A 25706-nucleotide genomic window follows, 5' to 3' on the forward strand; every position below is an offset into this window, starting at 1 on the left:
CGTATGTAGGAAAAATAGCTGGCGATTGGCTGGGCGCGTTTATAGGCGCGCCAGTACCGTGCGGGCAGCCCCATAGAACCGTTCGCGCAGGCGCGCGCGATCTTGCAGTGCAATGCAGGGGGCATAAACGGGTCTCATAGGGCACCAGATACAGGCGGAAAGTGAGTCTATCAAGGTCTTGCGCCCCGAAACGGTGCCGTAACGGCACAGGTGTGAGTGGCTGCTATGCAGATTCATTGAATTGTCACCGCTGCGTTGTTACCTTAAAGGCACCCCAGCGCCGGGGGTCTGTCGGCGTATTCAAAGGAGGACAATGTCCTGTCAACGCATATCGAGACGGCTGTGCCCGTCGATGGTCGGGCCGCAATGATGGCCCAAACCAAACGTACCAGTGATACCGTACTTGCGCGTATCCTTTCCTCATTAAACGACGACAAAGCCGAAGATGTGGTGCAGATTGATCTGCGCGGCAAAACGGAGATTGGCGATTACATGGTAATTGCCACCGGTCGATCGACTCGTCAGGTATCTTCGATGGCTTCAAAGCTGACGGATCGCCTGAAGCAGGAATTTGGCTTTACCTCAAAGGTCGAAGGCAAAGATTCCGGCGACTGGGTCCTGATCGACACTGGCGATGTGGTCGTGCATATCTTCCGTCCGGAAGTGCGCGAATTCTATCAGCTGGAAAAGATGTGGATGCCACAGGGAAGCAGCGCCTCGGTGAACTGAGGCGCCTACCTGGCCCGTATGAGCGGGCCGGAGGCGGAGTGAGATGCGCGTAAGTCTCTGCGCGGTCGGTCGCTTACGGGCCGGACCGGAGAAAACCCTGATCGACGATTATCTGACCCGGTTTGACCGGACAGGGCGGGCCTTGGGCCTTGGCCCTGCGAAGATGATTGAGGTCGAGGATAAGAAGAACGCAGGGATGGGGGCCGAGGCCGCTTTGCTGCGTAAGGCGCTGCCCAAGGGCGCGGTGATCTGTACGCTGGATGAGCGGGGCAAGGTGTTGTCCTCGCCCGAGTTTGCGGATCGGCTGGGCAAGTGGCGCGATGCTGGGCGTCAGGATCTGGCGCTGGTGATTGGCGGGGCAGATGGGATCGATCCCAGTCTGCGCGCCGAGGCCGATTTTTCCATATCTTTCGGCAAGATGGTGTGGCCGCACATGATGGTGCGGGTGATGCTGGCCGAGCAATTGTACCGCGCGTCGACGATTCTGTCGGGCGGGCCATATCACCGGGTGTGACATGGCAGAGCTGCTGATCGTCTATCACTCGCGCACCGGTGGCAGTCGGCAGATGGCCCAGGCCGCCGCTGCGGGGGCCGAAGGCGAGGCGACGGTGACCTTGTTGTCAGCAGATCAAGCCGGGCCGGACGATCTGTTGCGCGCCGATGGCTATCTGTTTTGCGCGCCGGAAAATCTGGCGGCGGTGTCCGGCGTCATGAAAGATTTCTTTGATCGCTGCTATTACCCTGTGCTGGGCCGGATCGAGGGGCGCCCTTATGCGCAGATGGTGTGTGCCGGATCTGATGGCGCGAACGCGGTGCGGCAGATGGCCCGGATCGCCACGGGTTGGCGATTGAAGGCGGTGCAGGAACCGATCATTGTCTGCACCCATGCACAGACAGAAGAACAGATATTGGCGGAAAAGGTGATCCCAGAGGATCAGTTGAACCTGTGCCGCGATCTGGGGATGGGTCTGGCCGCTGGGCTAAGTATGGGTTTGTTCTGAGTGGCGGTCCGCGTCGCGGTGACGGTTCGGTGAGGCGCTGAGCGTTCGCCCGGGCGGACGCGTGCCTGTCACTGGCGTGACAGGCTAAAAGTGGCTTCTTTAGTTCAAGGTAACCGTTACGGTCTCATCGCTCCAGCCATCGACAATACACCGGCTTTGGATTTGAACCTGTGTTGTTCCGGCGGGCAGGGTCACACCGCTGAGCGAACGGGTAAAGGGCTGTTCATGCTCGTGTGGGTGCGCCAGAACCCGCAAGCCCAGCTCGTTTCCCTGCATGTCCAGCACTCGCCAACCATCGGCGTAATGATCCCATCCCGTATCTGGATGGCTCAGCGTGACATCGAATCGCCACCCTGATCCAGACTCGCGCGCGGTTACATTTTCAATCACTGGCGCATCTGCAAAGGCGGGTGCGGCGAGGAACAAGATGGGGATGAGATGTTTCATGGGTGCGATTTTAGTCATGGTTTCTGGCAGTACCATTCACGTCTGCGTGTCTGGTGGGGTCTGGAGCAAAACACTGCGGGAGTGCGAGGCGAATTCACGCCGATAGAGGATCGCCAGCGTGACCACCGTCGCCGCGACCAAAGCGATCGGGCCAAGCATCCATGCGGCAGAGGCGAGCGCGAAATAGATGGTTCTAAGTGCTTTGTTAAAGCTGCGCGCGGCTGTGATCGAAATCTCGGCTGCTTGGGATGCACGGGGATAGGCCAGCTCTGATTCGGGCTCATTCGGGACTGCAGCCATCAAGACGGCGCAATAGCCGAACAAGCGATGGGCCCAGACGAATTTCAAAAAGGCGTTGGACAAAAGAAGTAGTGCAATCAGGATCTTGATTTCCCACACCATGGCGGGCGCGCTGCCAATCGCAAGATCAGCGGCCACACCGGCAAGACGTTCGGTGTTGCCGATCAGGGCCAACCCCGCCCCAATTGCAATCATGGAGGTCGACGCAAAAAACGTGGTGGCTTGACGCATGTTTCCGATCAGTTGCGCATCAAACATGCGTGGTTGCCGGGTGACCATCTGTTTCATCCAGTCACGCCGAAAATCCGCCATCAAGATAGTGACCGAAGGTTTGTTGGTGGCTGGATGTTCAATGCGCCAGCCAATCCAGAGCCAAGCGGTCAAAAGGCAGAAAACAGCTGCGTAATCCAGCGGTGAAAACAGCAGGGTGCGATCAATCCAAGTCATGGGCAAACAGTACGCTTTACCAGTTGGACTTGCCAGACCGCCTAATTGGTAATATTACTTTACCAAACGGAGGATGCCTGATGGAAATGCCGATACCAAACCCAGCGGTTCTTGCCCGCAAGGCGCGGGTTGTGGACCGCTTGTTAAGCGTGTTGCCAAAAGACGCGGTGATTCATGAAGAGGCAGAGACGCGCGCGTATGAATGTGATGCGCTGACCGCGTACAAGTGCCCTCCGATGTTGGCGGTGTTGCCCTCCACCACGCAGGAAGTGTCTGATGTGCTGCGCATCTGCCACGAAGAGGGCGTACCAGTGGTGCCGCGCGGTTCGGGCACATCCCTAGCCGGGGGCGCGTTGCCCACAGCGGATTGCGCCATTCTGGGCGTGGCGCGGATGAATGATGTGTTGGACACCGATTATGAGAACCGGATCATTCGGGTTCAATCGGGGCGCACCAATCTCAGCGTCACAGGCGCAGTCGAAGAAGAAGATTTCTTTTACGCACCTGATCCCTCGTCGCAGTTGGCTTGTGCGATTGCAGGCAATATCGCGATGAATTCGGGCGGCGCGCATTGTCTGAAATACGGAGTGACCACCAACAACCTGCTGGGTGTGACCATGGTCATGATGGACGGCACAGTGGTTGAAATCGGTGGTGCGCATCTGGATGCAGGTGGTTTGGATCTGTTGGGTGTGATCTGCGGCAGCGAGGGGCAGTTGGGGGTCGTGACCGAGGCGACCCTGCGCATTCTGCGCAAGCCCGAGGGCGCGCGCCCTGTTCTAATCGCCTTTGACGACAATGAGGTCGCGGGCCATTGCGTCAGCGACATTATCAAATCGGGCATTCTGCCGGTTGCGATCGAATTCATGGATACGCTGTGCATCAAGGCCTGTGAGAATTTTGCCCATGCGGGGTATCCCGATTGCAATGCCCTGTTGATTGTTGAGGTCGAAGGATCAGAGGCCGAGATCGACAGCCAGTTGGCCAAGATCATCGAGATTGCAAAACGGCACAACCCGGTCGAGCTGCGCGAAAGTCAATCTGCCGAGGAAAGCGCCAAGATCTGGTTGGGGCGCAAGTCGGCGTTTGGGGCAATGGGACAGATGAATGACTATATGTGTTTGGACGGCACCATCCCCGTGTCCGCGCTGCCGTTGGTGTTGCGCCGGATCAATGAGTTGAGCGAGCAATACGGCCTGCCGGTGGGCAATGTGTTCCATGCCGGGGACGGCAACATGCATCCGCTGATCCTGTTTGACGCCAATATGCCGGGTGATCTGGAACTGTGCGAGGAATTCGGCGCGGAAATCCTGAAGCTGTGCGTGGATGTTGGCGGCTGTCTGACGGGCGAACATGGGGTGGGCGTCGAAAAGCGCGATCTGATGCTGCATCAGTATACCGCCGAGGATCTGGAAGCGCAGATGGCGATCAAGGATGTGTTTGATCCGGCATGGCTGTTGAACCCAGCCAAGGTGTTTCCTTTGTCGGTGTCGCAAGACCGACGTGTGGCGCAGGTGGCGGCGCAGTGAGTTTTGAAAAGATGAGTGACATGAGACCCGAAACTGAAACCGAATTGGCCGAGATCGTGGCCGGGTTGGCAGCACCTGTGCGTATCGTTGGCGGTGGCACGCGGGGTGTGCCGGGGCCAGAGACCGAGCTGCACGTCTCCGGGTTGCAGGGGATAGAGCTGTATGAACCGGGCGCGTTGACCTTGGTGGCCAAGGCTGGGACACCGGTGTCAGATATCGAAACTGCACTTGCGGCTGAGGGGCAGAGGCTCGCGTTTGAGCCAATGGATCATCGCGGGTTGTTGGGCACCACGGGTGAACCGACAATTGGCGGGGTTGTGGCGGCGAATGTGTCCGGCCCACGCCGGGTGCAAGCCGGAGCCTGTCGCGATTTCCTGTTGGGGGTGCGCTATGTCGATGGCACGGGGCAGGTGATCAAGAACGGCGGTCGCGTGATGAAAAACGTGACCGGCTATGATCTGGTCAAGCTGATGGCGGGGTCGTGGGGCACGTTGGGGGTTCTGAGCGAGGTGTCGTTCAAGGTTCTGCCCCAGCCCGAAGTGACCGAGACGCTGATGGTGGCCGTTCCTGACGTGACCCAAGCGGTGCAGGCAATGTCGGCAGCGCTGAGTTCCCCCTTTGAGGTGTCGGGGGCGGCGTATGATCCGGCCGAGGGGCATGTGATGTTGCGGATCGAAGGCTTTACCGAGTCAGTGCAATATCGCGCTGCGCAGATGATACATGTGGTGGCCGGCTTTGGCGTAGTGACCCGGATCGGCGCTGCCGAGGCGATGTGGGCTGGGGTGCGCGATGTTGCAGCCTTTCATGGGGTCGAAGGAGACGTCTGGCGCATTTCAGTCAAACCAACGGACGCGCCCGAGGTGGCCGAAGCGTTGCAGGCTGATGGGCTGGTGTTTGACTGGGGCGGCGGTTTGATCTGGGCGCGTGTGCCTGCGGGCACGGACCTTCGGTCTCGGGTCGGGTCGCTTAGGGGGCATGCAACACTGGTGCGTGCTGATCAGGCCACGCGGTATGTGCAACCGATGTTCCACCCCGAACCGGCGCCGCTGGCGGCGATTACACAGGGTCTGAGGACGCGGTTTGATCCGCGCGGGCTCTTCAATCCCGGATTGATGGGGTAAATCATGCAGACGACATTTACGGCAGAACAGTTGCTGGACCCGGCCATCCAGCGCTCGAACGAGATTTTGCGCAGCTGCGTGCATTGCGGGTTTTGCACCGCGACCTGCCCCACCTATCAGGTGTTGGGGGATGAATTGGACAGTCCGCGGGGGCGGATTTATCTGATCAAGGATATGCTGGAAAACGAGCGGATCCCGGATGACACCACAGTGAAACATGTGGACCGGTGTCTAAGCTGCTTGGCCTGTATGAGCACCTGCCCATCGGGGGTGCACTACATGCATCTGGTGGATCACGCGCGCGAATACATTGAACAGAATTACCAGCGTCCCTTTGCGGATCGGGCCTTGCGTTGGATCCTGGCGCAGATCTTGCCGTATCCCAAGCGCTTCCGCCTTGCGTTGCTGGGGGCCAAAATAGGACGCCCGTTCAAGTTCCTGATGCCGGATGCGCGGCTCAAGGCGATGCTAGAGATGGCACCCAAGACGATCCCGCCGGTCAGCCGCAATGACGATCCGCAAAGCTTTGCCCCCAAAGGGCAACAGGTCAAACGGGTGGCGTTGATGACAGGATGCGCGCAAAAAGCGCTCAACACCGATATCAACGACGCAACGATCCGATTGCTGACCCGGTTGGGCTGCGAAGTTGTAGTGGCCGAGGGGGCCGGGTGTTGTGGCGCGTTGACCCATCACATGGGCAAGTCTGACGAAAGCCACAAAACCGCTGCCAAGAACATCCGGGCATGGACGGCTGAGATGGATGGACAAGGGTTGGACGCGATTGTCATCAACACCTCGGGCTGCGGTACGACCGTCAAGGATTACGGCCACATGTTCCGCAATGACAAGCTTGCAGCGGATGCGGCACGGGTGTCGGGGCTGGCCATGGATATCAGTGAGTTGTTGATGACGCTTGACCTGCCCGAGGGGGCCGACAAGGATCTGACAGTCGCCTATCACGCGGCATGTTCCTTGCAACATGGGCAGCAGATCAAGACACATCCCAAGACCTTGCTAAAACGGGCGGGGTTCAAAGTGGTGGAACCTGCGGATTCACATCTGTGTTGTGGTAGCGCAGGAACCTATAACCTGATGCAGCCCGAGATTTCGGGACAGCTCAAGGCGCGTAAGATCCGCACGTTAGAGGCCAAGAAGCCTGACTTGATCGCGGCAGGAAACATCGGCTGTATGATGCAGATCGGAACGGGGACCGAACTGCCAATTGTGCACACGGTTGAGCTGTTGGATTGGGCGACCGGGGGACCGCAACCGCCCGCCCTGACCATTGAGGGAAAACGCGTGCCCGAGGTGCCGATCCTGCGCTGAGATCGGCCTGCCGAATGACCAAGTACAAAGCCCCCGCTCAGATAGAGTGGGGTTTTTGAACTTGGAGCAAATGTCAGCGCGCGGGGTGTGGGATCCAGAGTCGCATCTGTAGGAGCTTCTCATTCTGGCCGCGCGAGCGGGATAGAGGGATGGAAAACCTGGAAAAGTGAGTGAGAAAGACGCTCAGCCTTTAGATGTGTCCGCTATCTCAAGTATAAATCTGTGTAGATTAAGGCAGTGGCCATCAGAAACGGTGTGATGATTAGCGCTGCGGGAATGTTGTCGGCAGAAACAGTGTTCAGTCGAAACTCAATTTGTAGAAAAGGGGGTGTTGGCCGCCACCGCGTGCACAAATCCATAGACAAGCTACCCTGTCCGAAGCCGTTTCCTTGAGCCATAAGAATTCTCTTCGCCTGCTCATCCCAAACCATATTCAATTTTAACATTTCACAATCACTCAAATGCGGCGTCGCAAATTGTGTGTTCGGGCATAGGGCAATCTATTCTTGGGCCAAGTTTTCCCTTCCCGCGCGCGCACGCCGTTGTCCCCTGACCAAAGAGCGTTTCAGAGGCAAGGCCTCCGGGATAACAGCGTGATCAAGAGATGCCCCGCCTGCGCCCTATTTTCGCCCAACGCCGTTCGTATCAAACCTAAACAACATGATGAACGGAGAGACACGTGCGCAATTTGATCAAAGCGATGGTGCTGATGGTGTTCCCGTTTACAGCGGCTGCGCAGGATACGGGGCTGAAAAGTCTCGATACCAGCGATGCGGGACGCGAGTGGATGGCGGTGGGACGATTGGACGTCAATGGCGCCGGGTTTTGCACCGGTGCATTGATTGCGCCGAACCTTGTTTTGACGGCGGCCCATTGCATGTTCGATAAATCAACCAAGCAGCGGTATGACCCTGCCCAGATGGAGTTTCTTGCCGGTTGGCGGCGGGGCCGGGCCTCGGCCTATCGCAATATTCGCCGGGCCGTGGTGCATCCGGATTATGTGTATGACGGCGTGGTGTCGACAGAACGGGTGCGCAATGATGTCGCCTTGTTAGAGCTGGAACAACCGATCCGAAACACAACAGTGATCCCGTTTGAAACCGGATCACGCCCGCAAAAGGGCGAAGATGTTGGGGTCGTGTCTTATGCGCAGGATCGCGCCGAAGCTCCGTCGTTGCAAAAAGTCTGTTCGGTCATGGCACGCCAGCAAGGGGTGTTGGTGATGTCCTGTGACGTTGATTTTGGATCGTCAGGCGCGCCAATCTTTTCTTTTTCTCAAGGACGCCCGCAAATCGTTTCGGTGGTGTCAGCCAAAGCCGAAGTACAGGGCGATCGCGTGGCGCTGGGCACCACGCTCGAGGAGTCCCTGGTGTTGTTGAGGGCAGAGTTGGCGGCGGGGCATGGGTTTCATCAAGACCCCCCTCCCGGTGTGAGTCGGATCACCGTTGGCGGTAAGCGCAATGAAACCGGTGCAAAATTCGTGCGCCCATGATCCGATTGGCCGCAATTCTATGGAGCGTACTTTGCGCCTTTGCGGTACAGGCAGACGGGGTGCGACGGCTCTCAGATAGCGGCGATTTGTTAGGATGGGAAGCGGTTGGCCGTCTGGATATCCAAGGGGCCGGGTATTGCACCGGGACATTGATCGCGCCGGATTTGGTTTTGACCGCGGCCCATTGCGCCTTTGATTCAACAACCGGGCGACCCTATCCGAGTGATAGAATCATGTTTCGCGCCGGGTTGCGGGATGGGGTTTCGATTGCAGACCGGGGTGTGGCACAGGTTGCTGTCCCGCCAGAATTCGAACCCAAAGGGGCGGTTTCACGCGGCCGCATCCGGGTTGATGTGGCGCTGATGCGATTGGCAGAGCCGATTTCAGTGGCGCAAGCCAATCCCTTTGCACTGCATTCTGGGGATATCAGCAACGCTGAGGTCAGCGTCTCCTCGTTTGGGCGCGGTCGAAGCGAGGCGATTTCACGGGAACGCTCATGTCAGATCCTGTGGCAGGACGCTGAGCTGTTTGCCTTTGATTGCGATGTGACTTTTGGATCATCGGGGTCTGCGTTGATGGCGCGGGTTGGGGACCGGGGTCGCATTCTGGCGGTGGTATCCGCGGTGGGCACGGTTGATGGGCGTGATGTGGGGTATGGCATGGCCCTGCCCAACGTTGTCGCCCAGTTAAAGCAACAATTGCGCCGCGATGCCCAAGCGCCCAAGGCCACCATTCGACGGTTGCGCGTCGGGTCGGGCCTGTCTGAATCGGGTGCGAAATTTGTTCGCCCCGGGGGGTCTTGAAACCCGTTCAGGGGCGCCCCATCTCAGTATCATCGGATCGCCGCTAACGGGATTTGATGACGACACACCGCCCGTCCAGACTGGAGGGCACCTTCGTACATCGCTCAAGGATGAGGATAAACGACCTATGCGTACTTTTGATTTTGCTCCGCTACACCGCGCCAGTATTGGGTTTGACCAGATCGCTGATCTGATGGACCGGACCCTGAACAGTGACGTAACTCAGCCGAGCTACCCGCCCTATAATATTGAGAAAACGGCCGCTGATGCCTATCGGATATCGATTGCGGTTGCTGGCTTCTCGGATGCCGACCTGACGGTCGAAGTGAAAGAAAACGCGCTTGTGGTTGCGGCTAAGAAAGCAGCCGAAGAAACCGAGCGCACCTATCTGCACCGTGGCATCGCCACTCGCGCCTTTGAACGCCGCTTTACGCTGGCAGATCATGTGCGTGTGACCGGGGCCAGCCATGCGGACGGTATGCTGCATATCGACTTGCAGCGCGAAGTGCCCGAAGCATTGAAATCCCGCCGGATCGAAATTTCGAACGGCACTCCTGTTGAAACGGATCTGGTCGAAGCTAAATCCGTAAATTGAAACCTCGGCCGTGCGTTTATTGCGGACTATTGAACGCACGGTTCCCAAGGCGATATCATTCCCTCCCTCGGTATCGCGCCGCTCTGTACCTGTTTGGTGCAGGGCGGTTTTCACTTTTTAGGGCAAAGATTTTCAGCAGCGGTGGAGCCTCTGAAACCTCTCGTTAACAGAGGGGATGTAAATTGCTGGCCTAAGCCGCGCCGCCAGATGCGCAGCTGCGCAATCAAAGGCTATAGCGCGATGAACACCCATCAAATCAAACTCATTCAAAATGGGTTCGCCGGCGTTTTTTCCCGCAAAGGCGAGCTGACCGAGCGATTTTATCATCATCTGTTTCTAACACTTCCCGAGGTGGAAGAGCTGTTCCACAAGGATTTTGCAAAGCAGAAAGAGATGTTCGCGACCATGCTGGCGAGCACAGTGCGCGGATTGGTTGATGGGGATAGTTTTCAGCGGTTTGGTGAATCGTTGGCCCTAAGCCATGCCCGGTGCAACCTGACATCCCGTCAGTTGGATGGCGCGGCCTCTTCTTTGATGGCGGCATTGCGGGATGTGATGGGGGCGAAGCTATCGCCAGAAGAAGACGATGCGTGGAACGAGGCCATCACCCGTTTAACCGGAATGATGGCCCCGCCCGAGGTCTGATTTAGACGGACATGCAGATGTATTTCATTTCGAGGTAGTCTTCGATGCCGTGGTGGCTGCCTTCGCGGCCCAGGCCGGACTGCTTGATGCCGCCGAACGGGGCGACTTCGGTGGAAATGATGCCAGTGTTGACGCCGACGATGCCATATTCCAGAGCTTCGGCAACTTTGTAAACGCGGCTCAGGTCTTTGGCGTAAAAGTAGGACGCCAGGCCAAAGATGGTGTCATTCGCCATCGCGATGACTTCGTCTTCGTCTTCGAATTTGAACAGCGGCGCGAGGGGTCCGAATGTCTCTTCCTGTGCGACCTTCATGTCCTGCGTCACGCCGGTGACAACAGTCGGTTGGAAAAAGGTACCGCCCAGATCGTGTGCTGCGCCGCCGGTCAGAACCGCGCCGCCGTTGCTGAGCACATCGTCGATGTGTTCTTGTACTTTTTCGATGGCTTCGGCGTTGATTAGCGGGCCGGTGGTGGTGCCAGCAGTCAAACCGTCGCCGATGTTCAGCGCCTCGACCGCGACCTTTAGTTTGGCCGAGAATTCATCGTAAACGCCAGCCTGCACATAGATCCGGTTGGCACAGACACAGGTCTGACCATTGTTGCGGAACTTGCACATCATTGCGCCTTCGACCGCGGCGTCCAGATCGGCGTCATCAAACACGATGAACGGTGCGTTGCCGCCCAGTTCCATCGAGCATTTCATAACCTGATCCGCGGCCTGCTTCATCAGGATACGACCCACTTCGGTCGAGCCGGTGAAGGTCAGTTTGCGGATGCCGGGGTTTTCGCAGAACTCTTTGCCGATCTGCGATGCGCTGGAGGATGGCACAACGTTGAACACACCGGCTGGGATGCCAGCACGTTCAGCCAGAACACCCATCACAATCGCAGACAGCGGGGTTTCTTTGGCTGGGCGGGCGACAAAGGCACAGCCAGCGGCCAGCGCGGGCGCTGCTTTACGGGTGATCATCGCGTTGGGAAAGTTCCATGGCGTGATCGACGCGGCCACACCGATGGGCTGTTTCAGAACGGTGATCCGTTTGTCGCGCTGGTGACCCGGAATGGTTTCGCCATAGATGCGTTTGGCTTCTTCGCCGAAGAACTCGATGAACGAGGCGCCATAACCGATTTCGCCAATGGCTTCCGCAAGAGGTTTGCCTTGTTCTGCGGTTAAGATCGCACCCAGATCGTCGGCGTTTTCAACCATCAGGTCGAACCAGCGGCGCAGGATAACCGCGCGCTCTTTGCCGGTCATGGCAGCCCATTCTTTTTGGGCGGCTTCGGCCTGTGCGATGGCACCGGCAACCTGTGCCCGGCTAAGATCGGCCACCTGAGCGATCACATCGCCACGGGCTGGGTTGGTGACATCAAAGGTGCCATTGTCTCCGTCGACCCACTGGCCGCCGATATAGGCTTTGGTCGCCAGCAGCTCTGGGTCTTTCAAGAGCGATTTGAGATCGGTGGTAGCATCGAGCATGTAGGTGTCTCCGGCAGAAAAAATTGTTCGCGTACCGACAAAACAGGTGGCGCGGTGTTTGTCTAGGTCCACCTAGTACTGTTCATTTAGGTCCACGTAAAGGTGAGCGTTCACTAAGGTCCGCGTGAGGCACTGAAATGAAGGGCTTGCGCGACTCGTCGAACACAGGCAAATTGCGCGCGGGCTCAGGCGATGGCGTCGCCGCATGCCGCAGGGGATGCGCCCAAGTTCTGTCCTGAACGCCAGGACCTTTCTGAAGAGGAGGGTCAACCCATGACCACTACCACACCGCGTCCGGATTTTTACCGTTATCACAATGGTGTAAAGGCCCCGTTGCCGTTTGCCGAAGCTGAATACGAAGCGCGCCTGACTGAGCTGCGCGAGCGTATGGACGCTGCTGGCGCGACTGCCGCTGTCTTCACCTCGATGCACAACATCGCGTATTATTCGGGCTTTTTGTATTGCTCGTTTGGCCGTCCCTACGGTCTGGTTGTGACCGAAACCGAGTGTGTCACAATTAGTGCCGGGATTGATGCCGGGCAGCCGTGGCGCCGCAGCTTTGCCGACAACATCACCTATACGGATTGGCAGCGCGACAACTACTGGCGTGCGATTCTGTCGGTGACGGGTCCGGGCAAAGTCATCGGATACGAAGGCGACCACCTGACGCTGATGCAGCGCGACAAGATGGAAGACTTCCTCAAACCTGCCACAATGGTTGACCTGTTCGAGACAACCATGCGCCAGCGGATGCACAAATCCGAGGCCGAGATCGCCCTGATCCGGCACGGTGCCAATGTAGCTGACGTGGGTGGCTATGCGATCCGCGATGCGGTCAAAGCTGGCGTGCGCGAAATCGACGTGGCGATGGCCGGCCGTGATGCGATGGAAGCTGAAATCGCCAAGCGGTTCCCGGATGCGGAATACCGCGATACATGGGTGTGGTTCCAGTCGGGCATCAACACCGATGGTGCCCACAACCCGGTTACGGGCCGTGTTCTGGAGCGTGGCGATATTCTGTCGCTCAATACGTTCCCTATGATTTCAGCCTATTACACCGCGCTGGAACGCACCATGTTTGTGCAGGAAGTCGACCCGGCCTCGTTGAAGGTTTGGGAAGCCAACGTCGCCGCGCATGAATACGGCATGTCGTTGCTCAAGCCGGGTGTGAGCTGTTCTGAAGTGACCCACAAGATCAACGAATTCTTTGAAGAACGGGATCTGCTGCAGTACCGCACATTTGGCTATGGCCACTCGTTTGGGGTTCTGTCGCACTTCTACGGTCGCGAAGCGGGTCTGGAACTGCGCGAAGACATCGACACAGTTCTTGAGCCGGGCATGGTGATCTCGATGGAGCCAATGCTGACAATTGCAAATGGCGAGCCAGGGGCCGGTGGCTATCGCGAGCACGACATCTTGGTGATCAACGACGATGGCAATGAGAACATCACTGGCTACCCATACGGGCCGGAATTCAACGTTGTCGGCTAAGGCCGCGCGCTGCGTAACAGGGGTTTAGCGACCCCAACAGCCGGGGGGTGCCATCTGTGCACCCCTTGTGCACTTTCCGTACACCGCTGGTGCACCGCACTGGCCGAGATGACGGGCATCCCCAATAAAGACATGAGTAACGCAAAACCTTTGGGCTATGGTCCCGGGGGTGCTTTGGTATGGGCGTGGCTTGTGTTTGATCCGAACACAAAAACGCCGGGCCTGATCTCTCAGGCCCGGCGCAAATTCAAAGGCTGATATTAGCAAGGCGAGGGTTAGCCGCGCTTGCCATCCCGATACAGGGCTTTGGTCAGCGAGATACACATCAGACCCATCACCATAGTGAAGGGAAGCGCGCCGATGATCATGGCGCTTTTGAGCGCTTCCATCGGATCGCCTGCATCATTTGCCTTACCCGCGACCAGCAGGGTGGCGATGACCGCTGTCAGGATCAGACCCCAAACGATGCGATGTTTGATGCCGGTGTGCTGTTCGCCGCCAGACATGATGGTGTTCATCACCAGAATGCCCGAGTCAGCCGAAGTGACCAGGAAGGTCATGATCAGAACAACACACATGATGGTGATACCGGTCAGGAACCCGCCTGAAATCATCTGGCTGAGAGTGACAAACAGTTTGGCCGTGTTGGATGCACCAATGATGGCGCCCTCGGCGTTGCCGCTCAGTTCCAGATCAATCGCGGTGCCGCCCAGAATGGTCATCCATGCAAAGCAGACCATCGCTGGTGCAAATACACAGCCGACGATGAATTCACGTACGGTACGACCACGCGAGATGCGCGCAAGGAACAAGCCTACGAAGGGCGAGAATGCGATCCACCAAGCCCAGTAGAAGGTTGTCCAACCCGCTTGCCAACCGAACTGACGGCCCTGCTCACCAGCTGCATAGGCAGCCTGCAGAACATCATCAGACAGAGCAGCTGCATCGCCTTCGAGGCCGGATTTGAAGCCAGAGAACGAACCCCATGCATTGGTTGCACCACCACGCAGGGCATCAGCATGTGCTGTTGCTTCGGCAGGCAGAGCAGAGGCAAAGTCCGCGGCGGACAGCGGCGTGTAAGGGCCAAAGCTGAGCGCGGCAAAGTTCAGGATGTAGTCAACAAAGGCTGTTGCATAGGTGGTCATGGCAAACAGGAACGAGCCAAAGACAACAAAGGTCAGCAGCAGGATCAGCGACAGAACCAGATTGAGGTTGGAGAGATACTTAACGCCACGGCCAACACCGGATACAGCCGACAGGATCGACAGGCCCATGATCATGACCAGACCAGAGATCAGACCAACAGTGCCGGGTGCAGGTGCATCGCCAGACATATCCATCATCCATTCCGCACCTGTGATGGCGTACACGCCGTCAACGAATTGCGAAACACCAAAGCCGATGGTTACAGATACACCAAGGATAGTTGCAACAACGCCCAGAACGTCAACGATGTGACCAAGGAAACCGTTCATCAGTTTGCCAAACAGCGGCGTCAGAGCGGTGCGGATGGTCAGTGGCATGTCGCGTGTATAAGCGTAATAGGCCAGCGATAGGCCGGTTACGACGTAAATCGCCCAAGCGTGGAACCCATAGTGCAGGAACGTGTAACGGAATCCGGATTGGATTGCCTCTTTTGAGTTGCCAGCAACCTCTTGGCCAACAACAACGGGGTTGGATCCCCACAGACCCAGTGGCTCGGCGGTGGCGAAAACCATCAGGCCGACACCCAGACCGGCGCCAAACATCATCGAGAACCATGAGAAGTTTGAAAACTCGGGGGCTTCACCCGGGGTACCCATGATGCGTTTGCCAGTTTGGGGCAAAAGCGCGATCACCAGTAGGAAGAAGGCAAAGAAACCAACGATGACGATGTAGAATGCGTTAAAATCTTCGAGCAGGCGCCAGTTCAGGCTGCCTAGAACGCCTTGGGCGTTTGCGGGCCAGATAAGAGCCCAGAGAACAAGAGCGACCATAATTCCTTTGCTGAGCAGGGCGATTTCCACGCTGTGCCCTTCGTAGAACCCTGATTTAGCCTTGGATATCTCCAGCTCGGTGAATGGTTGTTTGACGGACATGCGCGCGACCTCCTCTGTCGTGATTTTCCCAATTGGCGGCATGTGAGGGGATTGAGAAGGTATGTATACGGTCTAAATCTGCTATTATGCGACCTTTTGCGCTAACAATGTTAACAATTCACGACAGAATTCAGGATACCTTTGTATACACTACGTTCGCCAAAATGGGGCGCATCCGACAGTTTGGTCCTAAAATGCGAAACGCGGCCCGCTCAGAGAGGGGCCGCGTTTCAAAATTTCGGTCTCGAAAAAGGCTTATGCCAGTGCGAGGTTTACCGCTGCCTCACGACCGTCACGGCCGGGCTCGATGTCGAAAGTAACTTTCTGGTTGTCGGCCAGACCTGTCAGGCCGGAACGCTCAACAGCAGAAATGTGTACAAACACGTCTTTGCTGCCGCCATCGGGTGCGATAAAGCCGAAGCCTTTAGTAGAGTTGAACCATTTTACGGTGCCAGTGGCCATATCCGTAGTCTCCATAATGTTGCTACCTGCTTGAGTGCGGTAGCCCTGCATAGTCGGCCTGGATCGAAAGACTGAGTGCCGGTAAACGGGAGACAGTGGTCGAATAGGAATAACGTAAGCGGACTTGATATGGAACGGGAAAGAGATTCGTTCAAGGGGCAAATTGAAAAAAGTCCTTTATAAGCGGATCTACGTGCACGCCTGCCACATCTCTGTGTCGTCAAAGATATAGGTTTTCTTTCTGAGGCAGGTTTGCAAAACTTTCGCGGAAAGAGTGTGTTGGGGGGATGTAAATCGTCGTTACATTACCTAACTAGTGAGTATTACAGTAACAAAAGGGGATTTGAGCCGTGTCTGACTCAGAATTTGATGCAATCATTCGGGAAACGCAGCAGAAGGTAAAAGAAAGTCAGGCCAAGATTGAGGGTCTGACCGGGCGAATTGAAAGCGCGCGGTCCAAAATTGATGCGGGCGAAGCTGACATTGATATCGAAAATGCCACGCTAGAGGATGTGCATGCCCATACGGACGTGATGAACGCTAATATTGCCGAGCTGATTATGGGCTTGGATGATGTGACCAGCGCGTTTTCCAAAGATTTCGACGAGATGCGTTCGAAAACCGGGTGGGAAAGTTTTGTCGGCATTTTTGCCGGGGCCAAGTCGGATTCCATGCGTCAGGAACGCATCCGGTCTGCGAACATTGATGACAAGCTGCAAGACCTGATCGCCAAGTCGGACGTGATCGTTCAGCTGCTCGAAGGGCAGTTGGCGGTGTTGGAAGAGCAGCGCGAAAAGGTCGAGGTAAATCTGACCTCGACGCTGGATGACCGGGAATTCACGGTGCAAGAGCTGGAAAACGTCCGCGCTGACATTCTGGGCATGGACCCGGCGATCATCGCCTTGGAAAACAAAATCGCGGTGGAACAGGATGCGGCGGCGCGCACCAAGCTGGAAACCGAACTGGCCGAAATGAACAAGAGCTATAATGCTCTGGTGCAGGACGAGCAGGTCAAGCTGGCCAAAAGCCAGACGCTGGAACGCTATATCGAAAAGGGCAAGACCTGGGTCGATTCCCTGCAGAACCAAGCGGCGACACAGATGGTGCTGATCAACAAGCTGCAAACAGACACGGCGCAGCGGGTCGTGCTCTATGATGCGCTGACCAGCTCGCTGAAAACGGCCCAACAGCAGGACGTCGCGCACCGCATCAACGAAATCGGCGTCAAAACCGACCAAGAGGCGCAAACCGCCATGGCCGCCATCGGCACCGCAACCAACCAGAAAATGGCCGACATGCTGGATGCCCACGAGGACCACATGGTGTTCGCCCGCGACGTGTTAGAGAAGAAAGCCAAAGCCGATGAGCGGTTCGCGCGCCGGTTCGCTTCGATCGTCGAGAAGCACGACAAGAACTTGTACGGGGGATAAGGGTGCTAGATCGGTCTTTTTGGTCGAACACGCCTTCTTCGTGGACCGTTTGGTTGGCTCAGTTGGGTTTTGCTGGTGTGCTTCTCTTAGTTTGGGCCAAGCTCTGGCCTTCCCCTGCGATATGGGGCGTCGGATCAATGGTTTTTATTACCTCAATTGTGGGCGCAGTTAAGCTGGTAAGCCGTATGAGGTTAAAGGAATGAGTGCGGAGACAAGAGGTAGTCACCCGTATGAAGGGGGCAGAGTTTGAATACGAAAAAGAACTTGGCGATCGGCGTCGGCGTTGGTGTCGGCGCTTTGGTCAGTGTGTTGGTAAATCGGGCCTTTGACCGGGGCATCGTTGTTCAAACAGCCGCAGCTGTGGTCGTGGGTTTTATCACGATGGGTGCTTTGACCCGTAGATGGGCGTGAGGTGAGCCAATCATGAAGACGACTTTGAAATCCTATGCGGTTGCCATTGTGCTCGGTGTTTTGACGGGGCTTTTGGTGCGATGGGCTTTTGACGTCGCATTCTGGGTGCACACAGCTGTTGCTGGGGGTGTGGCCGGAATAACGGTTGGCGTGATGAATCGCCTGCAAGCAGAAATAAAGGATACGCATGACTGACCCCGCCAATGACCACGTTGGGCTGACCGACACCTTTGCCTCGCGGCGGTATTTCCGCAAGTTTGAGGGGATCACCGTACATCTGTTGCGCGTCGCCGCGAATATGGAAGCTGATGGCGCGGTCTCTAAAGAAGAGGTCAAGATCATCTCGCGCTATCTCTCGGGGCTGCTCTATACATTCCGCGCGCTCAGCATGAAGTACCTGCTGGTCGGGCGCGACACGGGTAGGTTCTTTGGCTCGCTCAACATGGACAAGCGCGACAGCGGGTTTCCGGTGGCGGCTGAATTGTTGACCATGGCCAATGACGCACAACAGGCGCAGCGGCATCTGGCCAACATGCCGTCCGAAGCCGAGCTCAAGGATGACATGGTCCGCACCATCATCGGTCAACAACAGGTGCCGACCAAGCTGCAATTCGCCCTGTCCCAGCGGCAGTATTACGAGGAACTGCTCAAAGGCGAGTTGTTCTGGGCGCGCAATGACCCGGAATGTCTCTGGATCGGAAATGATGGCGACCGGCGGCGGTTTATGCTGCACTGGGCCGTCTATGACAGTCAGATCAACCTGCCGGTCATTTACCTGATGGAGCTTGAGGACAGCGGCAAAACAACCCTGCCCAAGGATCAGCGCCGCTGGCCTGAGGTGCAGGCCCATCTGATGGCGCAATCGATGGCGGGGCTAAAGCTGCTGACGATTGCCAAGGGCTTCGATCAGGACTTTGACGATCTGCACCCCAAGTCGCTGAAGCGCATCCACGTGGGGCCGATGTACTCGTCCGCCTATACCGAACAATCCGGCCCCCTGCGCCGGGTTCTGGCCGAGGCCGAGGCGCCCGAGGGCCAAGATTGGGCGCTGGCCTGGACCACCGAAGAGCTGGAAAGCGAACAGGTGATCGAAGAGCGTGCCGGTTGGTTTTCGACCGTTGAGCGCGAGGTCTTTGCCCTAGATCCCTTTGGCGGGCAGGGCGCCGAGACGGGCACCACCCGGATGCAGCGCTCCATCATCCTGCCACAGCGCCCGTTTCAGGTGCTTGCGGAACAGAATCCACCGGGGTTTGGCGACGTGCGCAAATTTGTGGTCAGCGCCACCGGGCAGGTTTTGCGGTACTGACTGCCGCGCCCGGAATTGCCGTATTTGAAGATTGTTAAAAGAGGTTGCGTGACATGAGCTTGAATTCTGACCAGATGGAATTGCCCGAAGCGGACATTCTCAAACATTACCCGGCCGCAACCGTGTTGCTCGAAGGGTTCGAACATGCCCCCCGGATTGCGACGGCGGTTGCGTCCTCCACAAACGCTCCGGCTGAACGCAGCCCGGGCGTTGGCACGCGGCGGCGGTTTCGTTCGACCACACCGGGGTTGGTAACACGGCGCACGGCGCGCACCGATGGGGTGCATCTGATCGACCGGATCGAGGCGGCGGATGATGGCGATGCCTTGACTTCTCCGCTGCAGGCGACGGTGCAGCATGCCCTGCGCCGGGCCGTGGCGATTGCCCTCGCGATGGGCGAGATCTACGCCGATCAAACCGCGCTGGGCGATCTGAAACGCGCCAATCTGGCGGGCGACCTGCCCCCTGCACGCAAGTCCGAATTCTCTGACCTGTTGACCGGCGAGGCGCTGATTACCGCCCACACCTTGGGCAATGCGCTGGCCTATCTCCTGTCTTCGCACCTGTCCGAGGTCACAGTCGAGGTCGGTGAGGTTGATGAATTGCTGACCGACAATGGCCAACTTGCCCTGCACGGGGCCCTGTGGGAATTGGATCAGGTTCTGGCCACCAAAGCCCCCGATGATGCGCATCTGATCGCAACGGCCAGCGGCTTTGCCGAGCAGTTGATGGAAAAGGCCGCCCAACGGGTACAGGGCGCGCCACAACTGGCAGGTTTTGCCGGGTCCGCATGGCATGTGGAGGCAGATGACCTGACCCTGCGCGGGTTTGAACCCGCCTCAAAAGCGAAATCCACCACCCTGACGATGACGTTCAAGAAACCGAACGAGGTCGTCGGCAACCACATCGCCAAATATCAGGCGATGAAACTGGCCAAGATGCTGATGGCCTATGACTTTGATCGCCGTTTGAACCCCTTTGCCGATCTGGGCGGCTTCATCTTTACCTTTATGGGCGATGGCAAACCGGGCACCGGCAAGACGACGCTGATCCAGATGATGGCCGGGCTGCTGAACGACTATTGCCTGAACGCGGGCTATCCGTTCCGCTATCAGAACCTCAGCACCGACAACATCGACAGCTATCAGGGCAAATCGGGCCAAAACGCCAAGGCATTCATCAACACCATTCTGGACCCCTCGGTCATTGGATTTGGCACCATCGATGACATCGACCAACTGGCGGGCAAACGCGGCGATCGTCAGTCCAGTGCCGGGCAACTAGAAATCACCGCTGTCTTGATGGAGAGCTTTGCAGGCGCCAACACCGTTGTGCGCGGCAACTGCACCTTTGGCATGTTCTCGAACTATCCTGAAAACGTCGATGACGCCCTGCGCCAACGCGCCGGGGCACGGTTTCTGGTCGATGGTCCCCAAACCCGCGAGGACTACATCGACATCCTGAACCTGCTGATGGGCAAGAACCACGACATTCCGCTGGGCGATCACACCGCCTTTGCCGCGCAGGAAATCAAACGCGCCGTCGCCGCCAGTTTCGAGGGTCACGCCCGCCCACACGAAGACGGATTGCTGCAAGTCTATGAGCAGGTCGAGGGCCAGATCGGCGCGCTGAATACAATTGCCAAACTGGGCACCTACCTCAAGGCGATCCAACAGGCGGATGAACGCTTTACCGGCCGCGCCATCAAGAACATCACCGACGCGGTCAAAGTCCGCGCGATGGATTTTGAGCTGCCGGACGAATGGATGGAAAACCCCGACCTGTTCCTGTTTCAGGACTACGACACCAAACATGCGATGATCGCCGACCTGCGGGTGCCGATCACGGTGGATATGGTGGTGCAGGAAATCAACCGCTACGCCGACAGCGAATTCCGCTATGCCGACAAATCCGACGAGGTCGCCATCGACGCACTGGTCCGCGATTTCGGTCGGCAGGAAGCCGCGAAGAAACGGTATCTGGAGGGCAAAGGTTGAGCGCACAACATCCGCTACCCCAAACCAGCGCGGCCCTGCCGCGCAGCCCCCTCCCTTCCCCCCAAGGGGAGGGGGCTTGGGGCAGCGGGTGGGAACCGAATGGGAGTGAATTGGCATGATTGGATTGATAGCTCTAGCCCTCCCACTCTTTCTCGGTATCGGGCTGGCTTTCCCAATTGGTTTCAGGGCCGAACGTGCAGCTCATGCTGCCAAAAGACGTGGTAAGCATTGGCTCCCCACTTTTCTGAAATATGTGGCGGGAACAGGCAGTTTAGTGTTGTTTGTCAGCATAATTTTGGCGGTGATGTTCGCAGATCTTGCTGACACGCTGGATGGTGAGTCGTCACCAGAGCAATTTATGGGCTACATCAAATTTCAGGCAATCTGCATGTCTGTTTTTCTTGCTCCGGCAGTGACCATGGGGTTGTTGCTAGGGCGGCAAAGGGATGAGTTATGATGAGTGCTATCTTCGCTGGGGTGCTATTTCTTTGGTTGATGGCCTTATTGCTTGGCAAAGCGATTGGCAGGTCAAAGCGATGAAACACCTCTTTGCGCCCATCGGGATATTGAACACTCATCCCCCGCTATCTCAAACCAGCGCGGCCCTGCCGCGCAGCCCCCTCCCTCCCCCCCATGGGGAGGGGGCTTGGGTGGTGATTGGAAGGTTTACCTATGATTGACTGGGAAAAGAAACTTGATTGGGTGAAAAACCAAGCAAACACGATCAAGAGTGGTGTCAAAAGCAAACAGCCAATGAAAGTTGGCCAGGCGTTGACAAAGGTGTTTTTGCTTGTGGTGCTCATTTTGGCGATTGGGCCACAGTATACCAATGAGGACGGTTGGGAATTACGGATCGTATCGTTTGCTCTGTCACCTGCGAATGAAATTGGGGACACCTTTGCCGGGATTGCAGGTGTTTTGGCCTTTCTTTGGATCATCGTGACAGTTTGGCTGCAAAGTAAGGAATTGGCGGCGCAGCATAAGGAGTTGAAAGCCACTAGAGAGGAGCTGAAGCTCACAAGAGAGGCGCACCAAAAACAAGTTTCGATATTAGAGAAGCAGGCCGTGATTTTTGAGATTGAGCAAGCAGACAGACTCGAAATGCGTGCAAAAGATCAGTTTGATCAAATGCTGGGTCTCCTGTCGGAACTGATGCAGAATGAAGAAAGATGGGGCTCACGCTGGAGACCTAGGAACCTTAATTCATCAGGTATGATTATTGGCCTCCCTGTTTTTGAAATCAGAAAAGCCACAAGTGCTGATGATGCTGTCAAACAAGGGGTTTCTGGGTCTCTCGTTTGTCTGAGGGGTTTGAAGGAATATTTTCACAAGAAAACAGATATCTCAAAGTCCGACATAAGAGACGCATACTTGCAATGTCTGAGTTTTGTTCATGAAGTTATGAGGCCTTACGAGCAGCTAAGTCCCGGTCAAAAAATGCGATTTGACTCTATGGGTCTGGATCAACTCAGAGACAATTTGAGGGAGTTGTTAGAGATGGATATTTGGGTTGAAAGTGGTGAGGTATGAGCCATCCATTTCCGCGGCGCAGCCGCGACGCGTCCGACCCGCCCCACAGGGCGGGCGCGTTCCGCACCCTCCCTCGGGCCGGACGCGTCGCTACCGTTTTACAAGAAAGGAGATGTCGTGAAGAGACTGATTGAAAAGGGCCTGATGTTCGGCAACCTCGTCCACATCTCCAGCCCCGCCCTGATCGAACGCTATAACCGCGCGCTCCGGCACCTCAGCGGTAAGACCACCGCGCTGACCGACTTTCACGTCGATATCTCGGGCTATTCCCCCGAGGTGGGGGATGAACTGGGCGATCCGCTCTATCTCAACCCCAATGGGGTCAACCGGCAGTTCATTCTGCTGACGACTGAACAGAAACGCGCGCCGCTGCTCAATGTAAAATTCTCCACCTCGCGGGACATCCTGCGCCAGTTTATCGAAGACAATGAAAGCCAGCTGTTTGCTCTGACCGCAACGGATGCGGTCGCCGGAGAGCTGGTCAATTCGGTCTTCAAAGTGACCTCGCCCCGGCGCCTTTTTGATCTCAAAAAGGTCGAGGTCGAGGCCGACACCGTTGGCGGCACCCTGAAAACCGCCACACAGCTGGGCAATATGGTCGACCGCTTCAAGACCGAAGACGACGCGTGGTTCGATGACGTGCTGATCGCGGATATGATCGGCGCGGCGAAACAAACCGGTGATGTGACCCGCAACCCGGTGCATCTGAGCCAAACCCTGTTTGAACAGGGTGCATTCTGGACCGCGCATTATGGCGGGCTGTATCTGTTCCCCGATCTGGAACATCCGGCGGTCATCGCAAGCGGTGAAAAACCCGACGAAGACCTGCCGATCAAATACGTGTTTGACCTGAGCCAGCGCAACAGAATTGCCAAATTCTTTGACTATAACGATCTGGTTGAACCGATTGTCAAAGCGCGCGGCGTGGATGCCGCCCAGATCCTGCAACAAAAGATGGATTTCATCACCATCGACACGGCGGCCAACGCGGGCATCGATCTCAGCAAACTGGACCGCAGCGACATGCGCCGACTGGCGCGCCGCCATGTGGAACAACTGCCCGACGAATATCACGCGCTGGCCCAAGTCCAGAGCTGGGCGCGCTCGGGCGGGCGGTGGCCGCGGATCAGTTCCGACCATCCGGCGTATTTCTACACCCTGCGCGCGGCGGACACGGAACACCGCGATCTGGTCAATATGTTGTTGGCGGAACTGTGCCCCTTGGATGTGCGTCAGCTGTTCATTTGCCACAAAGAACTGTTCTATCGCACCTATGCGGGCTGGCCCGAGGCGAAAAAGGCCTATGTTGCTGATTTCCTTGCACGGGAGTATCAGGTGGATAAAGAAGGTGCGCGCGAGGCGCTGTTTGGCCATGAACCGGACATGCAGGGCGAGGTGTCCGCACCAACCGAAGATTTGATCGCCCGTGTTGGCCCATGGGGCGCTGTAAGGAGGCCGTAAATGTTTGTAATGCTGCGCTTGCTTGTCCCCTTGTTGGTGGTCTTGACGGTGATCTATATTGGGGTGTCGCTGTATTCCCGCCGCGTGCGCCGCAACAAGTTAGAGGCGTATTGGGACAAAAAAGGTGTGACCGGCGATCGCGAGGCCTTTGTTGCGCGGGGGCTAAAGAAATACGATGCCTCGTTCCGGCGCAAGTTGATCTTGGGGGTGTATGTGGTGCCTTTGGCGCTGATTGCGTTCCTTGTATATTTTTCGAATTTCATGTGAGGGCCTGAACTATGGCTTACATCAAATGGGCGTTCATCATTCTGTTTTGGGGGACGATTGTAGCGGCGCTGCACTATACGCTGCCGCATCATGATATCGTCCGCGTCACCGACACCTATGAAAAGCGGATTGATCCGGGTGAGAACAGCCTGTTTTGGGCCGCGCAAGACGTGGGCAGCGATGCAACCACGCCCAACCGGGATGTGTTTTTCATTCAGACGCGGTTGGCCAATGGCAACGTCATGGTCTATCGCAACGAAGACACAGGCTGGAGCTGGCCGCCGTATTTCAAGCTGAACTCGTCCAATCTACAGGCCGAAGCCGCGGATATGAAATCCTCGGCCGAGGCCCCCAAATGGGTGGCGATGCGGCACTATGGCTGGCGCAATGAATTCATCTCGATCTTTCCAAATGCGGTGAAGATCTGGCAGGTAGACAGCCCGGACGTGCGGATCATTCCGTGGTTCAATATCCTCTTCCTGGTGGTGTTCGGGGCGCTGGCGTGGGCGATCTATGTGCGCTGGCGTCGCTTCCGCGAGGCCCGGATTGATCCGATGGTCGAAAGCGTTGAAGACAGCCTATATGCGGCGGGCGATGCCATTGATGAAAAACGCGGTCGGTTCCGCCGGTGGCTGGATACATGGCGCAAGTAACGCCAACCGGAATACATTGAAACACATTCGAAATTACGCGGCCGCCTTGGAAACTGGGCGGCCGTTGGCGTTAGTCTGCCGATCCTTTTGAGAAATCCGTTTTGTGCACCTTGTTGCGGCGTTGAGGGGTTATTATTTGTCATTTTAGACAGATAATGATTCAGGAGAATTATGATGGCCCTCTTTAAAGGTCTGGGTGGAAAAGCTACGGCGGCAGGTGTTGGTTTTGCCATGTTGGTTGCGGCACACTCCGCTGCGGCGGATGAGGTTTCGGATGCCAAAGGTTTGGTCGAGAGTTTCTACACCAACCTGATCGCGGAAAATTACCCGCCGATGATCAATATGTTCATGCCCGCCGCAACCGCAGTCTACACCACCCAATACGGCTATGGCATCCCGGATGACGTGTTCAACTTCACCGCCCAAGAAGTCAAAGAATACGCCGATATGGAAATCCCCGAAGAGTATCTCGAATACTTCAAAGGCTACGAAGAGCTGGGCCGGGATTTTGAAATTCTGGACGCCAAGAAAACCGGCGACTCGGTGACTGTCACAGGGCGCGTGACCGAAGACTACAAACTTGAGACATACAAAGGTCAGAACATTCAGACCGACACGTTTGTCATCAAATTCCCCTACGAACAGCCGCTGATCGCCAGCTATAGCGGTGTTGCGACGTTCAAATAGGCCCTGTGACCCGGGGGCGAA

General features: G+C 56.8%; 27 protein-coding genes. 22 read left to right on the forward strand and 5 right to left on the reverse strand.

What is annotated here, in order from left to right; all coding sequences use genetic code 11:
- Nucleotides 1-366 precede the first annotated feature (366 nt).
- From rsfS to ABWV33_RS16120, 3 genes are read left to right on the forward strand one after another with little or no spacing between them, the layout of a single operon-like run.
- Nucleotides 367-729, forward strand: a complete 363-nt coding sequence (gene rsfS / locus ABWV33_RS16110) for a ribosome silencing factor (protein ID WP_113823769.1) — start codon at nucleotides 367-369, stop codon at nucleotides 727-729.
- 43 nt (nucleotides 730-772) lie between these two features.
- The gene (gene rlmH, locus ABWV33_RS16115; RefSeq protein ID WP_113823642.1) at nucleotides 773-1243 is read left to right on the forward strand and encodes a 23S rRNA (pseudouridine(1915)-N(3))-methyltransferase RlmH; all 471 of its coding nucleotides are present in this window, start codon (nucleotides 773-775) and stop codon (nucleotides 1241-1243) included.
- 1 nt (nucleotide 1244) lies between these two features.
- Nucleotides 1245-1730: a flavodoxin family protein gene (locus tag ABWV33_RS16120; protein ID WP_353332204.1), complete on the forward strand. Its 486-nt coding sequence runs from the start codon at nucleotides 1245-1247 to the stop codon at nucleotides 1728-1730.
- A gap of 99 nt (nucleotides 1731-1829) precedes the next feature.
- Here the strand turns inward: ABWV33_RS16120 and ABWV33_RS16125 are convergent, their stop codons facing one another.
- Nucleotides 1830-2177 (reverse strand): hypothetical protein, encoded by a 348-nt coding sequence (locus ABWV33_RS16125; protein ID WP_353332206.1) that lies wholly within the window; start codon nucleotides 2175-2177, stop codon nucleotides 1830-1832.
- Nucleotides 2178-2213: 36 nt separating this feature from the next.
- The gene (locus tag ABWV33_RS16130; protein WP_113823644.1) at nucleotides 2214-2924 is read right to left on the reverse strand and encodes a DUF599 domain-containing protein; all 711 of its coding nucleotides are present in this window, start codon (nucleotides 2922-2924) and stop codon (nucleotides 2214-2216) included.
- Between the two features lie 80 nt (nucleotides 2925-3004).
- Between ABWV33_RS16130 and ABWV33_RS16135 the strand changes: the two genes are divergently transcribed.
- From ABWV33_RS16135 to ABWV33_RS16165, 7 genes are all read left to right on the forward strand, one after another.
- Nucleotides 3005-4453 (forward strand): FAD-linked oxidase C-terminal domain-containing protein, encoded by a 1449-nt coding sequence (locus ABWV33_RS16135; protein WP_353332208.1) that lies wholly within the window; start codon nucleotides 3005-3007, stop codon nucleotides 4451-4453.
- 20 nt (nucleotides 4454-4473) lie between these two features.
- Nucleotides 4474-5574 carry an FAD-binding protein gene (locus ABWV33_RS16140; protein WP_353332210.1) on the forward strand — a complete coding sequence of 367 codons (1101 nt, stop codon included), beginning with the start codon at nucleotides 4474-4476 and terminating at the stop codon, nucleotides 5572-5574.
- A 3-nt stretch (nucleotides 5575-5577) separates the two neighbouring features.
- A complete protein-coding gene (glcF, locus tag ABWV33_RS16145; RefSeq protein ID WP_353332212.1) occupies nucleotides 5578-6900 on the forward strand; it encodes a glycolate oxidase subunit GlcF in 1323 nt (440 codons plus the stop codon).
- Between the two features lie 679 nt (nucleotides 6901-7579).
- Nucleotides 7580-8392 carry a trypsin-like serine peptidase gene (locus ABWV33_RS16150; protein ID WP_258547074.1) on the forward strand — a complete coding sequence of 271 codons (813 nt, stop codon included), beginning with the start codon at nucleotides 7580-7582 and terminating at the stop codon, nucleotides 8390-8392.
- Nucleotides 8389-9195, forward strand: a complete 807-nt coding sequence (locus tag ABWV33_RS16155; RefSeq protein ID WP_353332214.1) for a trypsin-like serine peptidase — start codon at nucleotides 8389-8391, stop codon at nucleotides 9193-9195. The genes ABWV33_RS16150 and ABWV33_RS16155 overlap by 4 nt, the downstream gene beginning before the upstream one ends.
- A gap of 127 nt (nucleotides 9196-9322) precedes the next feature.
- Nucleotides 9323-9790 carry an Hsp20 family protein gene (locus ABWV33_RS16160; RefSeq protein ID WP_113823649.1) on the forward strand — a complete coding sequence of 156 codons (468 nt, stop codon included), beginning with the start codon at nucleotides 9323-9325 and terminating at the stop codon, nucleotides 9788-9790.
- 240 nt (nucleotides 9791-10030) lie between these two features.
- A complete protein-coding gene (locus ABWV33_RS16165; RefSeq protein WP_353332216.1) occupies nucleotides 10031-10435 on the forward strand; it encodes a globin domain-containing protein in 405 nt (134 codons plus the stop codon).
- Nucleotide 10436: 1 nt separating this feature from the next.
- On the opposite strand, the gene ABWV33_RS16170 is transcribed toward ABWV33_RS16165, so the two are convergent.
- Nucleotides 10437-11912 carry an NAD-dependent succinate-semialdehyde dehydrogenase gene (locus tag ABWV33_RS16170; RefSeq protein WP_353332218.1) on the reverse strand — a complete coding sequence of 492 codons (1476 nt, stop codon included), beginning with the start codon at nucleotides 11910-11912 and terminating at the stop codon, nucleotides 10437-10439.
- Nucleotides 11913-12185: 273 nt separating this feature from the next.
- Between ABWV33_RS16170 and ABWV33_RS16175 the strand changes: the two genes are divergently transcribed.
- A complete protein-coding gene (locus ABWV33_RS16175; protein WP_353332220.1) occupies nucleotides 12186-13403 on the forward strand; it encodes an aminopeptidase P family protein in 1218 nt (405 codons plus the stop codon).
- Between the two features lie 275 nt (nucleotides 13404-13678).
- On the opposite strand, the gene ABWV33_RS16180 is transcribed toward ABWV33_RS16175, so the two are convergent.
- Both ABWV33_RS16180 and ABWV33_RS16185 read right to left on the reverse strand, forming a co-directional pair.
- Complete coding sequence (locus ABWV33_RS16180; protein ID WP_121996354.1) at nucleotides 13679-15481, reverse strand: BCCT family transporter; 1803 nt, start codon at nucleotides 15479-15481, stop codon at nucleotides 13679-13681.
- Between the two features lie 255 nt (nucleotides 15482-15736).
- Nucleotides 15737-15943: a cold-shock protein gene (locus ABWV33_RS16185; protein ID WP_113823652.1), complete on the reverse strand. Its 207-nt coding sequence runs from the start codon at nucleotides 15941-15943 to the stop codon at nucleotides 15737-15739.
- A 350-nt stretch (nucleotides 15944-16293) separates the two neighbouring features.
- On the opposite strand from ABWV33_RS16185, the gene ABWV33_RS16190 reads away from it, so the two are divergent.
- The 11 genes from ABWV33_RS16190 to ABWV33_RS16240 all read left to right on the forward strand — a co-directional run bounded on the left by ABWV33_RS16190 (nucleotide 16294) and on the right by ABWV33_RS16240 (nucleotide 25685).
- Nucleotides 16294-17373 (forward strand): coiled-coil domain-containing protein, encoded by a 1080-nt coding sequence (locus tag ABWV33_RS16190; protein ID WP_353332222.1) that lies wholly within the window; start codon nucleotides 16294-16296, stop codon nucleotides 17371-17373.
- Nucleotides 17374-17619: 246 nt separating this feature from the next.
- Complete coding sequence (locus ABWV33_RS16195; RefSeq protein WP_353332224.1) at nucleotides 17620-17784, forward strand: hypothetical protein; 165 nt, start codon at nucleotides 17620-17622, stop codon at nucleotides 17782-17784.
- A gap of 12 nt (nucleotides 17785-17796) precedes the next feature.
- Entirely contained in the window at nucleotides 17797-17979 is a 183-nt protein-coding gene (locus ABWV33_RS16200) for a hypothetical protein (RefSeq protein WP_353332226.1), read from the forward strand.
- Nucleotides 17972-19090, forward strand: a complete 1119-nt coding sequence (locus ABWV33_RS16205; protein ID WP_353332227.1) for a hypothetical protein — start codon at nucleotides 17972-17974, stop codon at nucleotides 19088-19090. Before ABWV33_RS16200 ends, ABWV33_RS16205 begins: the two co-directional genes overlap by 8 nt.
- Nucleotides 19091-19143: 53 nt before the next feature.
- Entirely contained in the window at nucleotides 19144-21087 is a 1944-nt protein-coding gene (locus ABWV33_RS16210) for an AAA family ATPase (RefSeq protein ID WP_353332229.1), read from the forward strand.
- A 115-nt stretch (nucleotides 21088-21202) separates the two neighbouring features.
- A complete protein-coding gene (locus ABWV33_RS16215) occupies nucleotides 21203-21544 on the forward strand; it encodes a hypothetical protein (RefSeq protein WP_353332231.1) in 342 nt (113 codons plus the stop codon).
- Between the two features lie 215 nt (nucleotides 21545-21759).
- Nucleotides 21760-22617 (forward strand): phage holin family protein, encoded by an 858-nt coding sequence (locus ABWV33_RS16220; RefSeq protein ID WP_353332233.1) that lies wholly within the window; start codon nucleotides 21760-21762, stop codon nucleotides 22615-22617.
- 117 nt (nucleotides 22618-22734) lie between these two features.
- Nucleotides 22735-24078, forward strand: a complete 1344-nt coding sequence (locus ABWV33_RS16225) for a DUF6638 family protein (protein WP_353332235.1) — start codon at nucleotides 22735-22737, stop codon at nucleotides 24076-24078.
- Complete coding sequence (locus ABWV33_RS16230; protein WP_113823659.1) at nucleotides 24079-24345, forward strand: hypothetical protein; 267 nt, start codon at nucleotides 24079-24081, stop codon at nucleotides 24343-24345.
- A gap of 11 nt (nucleotides 24346-24356) precedes the next feature.
- The gene (locus tag ABWV33_RS16235) at nucleotides 24357-24998 is read left to right on the forward strand and encodes a DUF1523 family protein (RefSeq protein ID WP_113823660.1); all 642 of its coding nucleotides are present in this window, start codon (nucleotides 24357-24359) and stop codon (nucleotides 24996-24998) included.
- A gap of 174 nt (nucleotides 24999-25172) precedes the next feature.
- A complete protein-coding gene (locus ABWV33_RS16240) occupies nucleotides 25173-25685 on the forward strand; it encodes a hypothetical protein (RefSeq protein ID WP_353332237.1) in 513 nt (170 codons plus the stop codon).
- The last annotated feature ends 21 nt before the right edge of the window (nucleotides 25686-25706 follow it).

The sequence above is a fragment of the Phaeobacter sp. NW0010-22 genome (assembly GCF_040365955.1).
Lineage (GTDB): Bacteria > Pseudomonadota > Alphaproteobacteria > Rhodobacterales > Rhodobacteraceae > OMPR01.

Excerpts from the sequence above, each read along its gene's own strand:
- ABWV33_RS16175 (WP_353332220.1), top strand. The coding sequence starts at position 12,186 with ATGACCACTACCACACCGCGTCCGGATTTTTACCGTTATCACAATGGT.
- ABWV33_RS16210 (WP_353332229.1), top strand. The coding sequence starts at position 19,144 with ATGAGCTTGAATTCTGACCAGATGGAATTGCCCGAAGCGGACATTCTC.
- ABWV33_RS16140 (WP_353332210.1), top strand. The coding sequence starts at position 4,474 with ATGAGACCCGAAACTGAAACCGAATTGGCCGAGATCGTGGCCGGGTTG.
- ABWV33_RS16200 (WP_353332226.1), top strand. The coding sequence starts at position 17,797 with ATGAAGACGACTTTGAAATCCTATGCGGTTGCCATTGTGCTCGGTGTT.
- ABWV33_RS16215 (WP_353332231.1), top strand. The coding sequence starts at position 21,203 with ATGATTGGATTGATAGCTCTAGCCCTCCCACTCTTTCTCGGTATCGGG.
- rlmH (WP_113823642.1), top strand. The coding sequence starts at position 773 with ATGCGCGTAAGTCTCTGCGCGGTCGGTCGCTTACGGGCCGGACCGGAG.
- ABWV33_RS16235 (WP_113823660.1), top strand. The coding sequence starts at position 24,357 with ATGGCTTACATCAAATGGGCGTTCATCATTCTGTTTTGGGGGACGATT.
- ABWV33_RS16180 (WP_121996354.1), bottom strand. The coding sequence starts at position 15,481 with ATGTCCGTCAAACAACCATTCACCGAGCTGGAGATATCCAAGGCTAAA.
- ABWV33_RS16165 (WP_353332216.1), top strand. The coding sequence starts at position 10,031 with ATGAACACCCATCAAATCAAACTCATTCAAAATGGGTTCGCCGGCGTT.
- ABWV33_RS16240 (WP_353332237.1), top strand. The coding sequence starts at position 25,173 with ATGGCCCTCTTTAAAGGTCTGGGTGGAAAAGCTACGGCGGCAGGTGTT.
- ABWV33_RS16155 (WP_353332214.1), top strand. The coding sequence starts at position 8,389 with ATGATCCGATTGGCCGCAATTCTATGGAGCGTACTTTGCGCCTTTGCG.
- ABWV33_RS16160 (WP_113823649.1), top strand. The coding sequence starts at position 9,323 with ATGCGTACTTTTGATTTTGCTCCGCTACACCGCGCCAGTATTGGGTTT.
- rsfS (WP_113823769.1), top strand. The coding sequence starts at position 367 with ATGATGGCCCAAACCAAACGTACCAGTGATACCGTACTTGCGCGTATC.
- ABWV33_RS16185 (WP_113823652.1), bottom strand. The coding sequence starts at position 15,943 with ATGGCCACTGGCACCGTAAAATGGTTCAACTCTACTAAAGGCTTCGGC.
- ABWV33_RS16125 (WP_353332206.1), bottom strand. The coding sequence starts at position 2,177 with ATGAAACATCTCATCCCCATCTTGTTCCTCGCCGCACCCGCCTTTGCA.
- ABWV33_RS16205 (WP_353332227.1), top strand. The coding sequence starts at position 17,972 with ATGACTGACCCCGCCAATGACCACGTTGGGCTGACCGACACCTTTGCC.
- ABWV33_RS16230 (WP_113823659.1), top strand. The coding sequence starts at position 24,079 with ATGTTTGTAATGCTGCGCTTGCTTGTCCCCTTGTTGGTGGTCTTGACG.
- glcF (WP_353332212.1), top strand. The coding sequence starts at position 5,578 with ATGCAGACGACATTTACGGCAGAACAGTTGCTGGACCCGGCCATCCAG.
- ABWV33_RS16130 (WP_113823644.1), bottom strand. The coding sequence starts at position 2,924 with ATGACTTGGATTGATCGCACCCTGCTGTTTTCACCGCTGGATTACGCA.
- ABWV33_RS16135 (WP_353332208.1), top strand. The coding sequence starts at position 3,005 with ATGGAAATGCCGATACCAAACCCAGCGGTTCTTGCCCGCAAGGCGCGG.
- ABWV33_RS16170 (WP_353332218.1), bottom strand. The coding sequence starts at position 11,912 with ATGCTCGATGCTACCACCGATCTCAAATCGCTCTTGAAAGACCCAGAG.
- ABWV33_RS16120 (WP_353332204.1), top strand. The coding sequence starts at position 1,245 with ATGGCAGAGCTGCTGATCGTCTATCACTCGCGCACCGGTGGCAGTCGG.
- ABWV33_RS16220 (WP_353332233.1), top strand. The coding sequence starts at position 21,760 with ATGATTGACTGGGAAAAGAAACTTGATTGGGTGAAAAACCAAGCAAAC.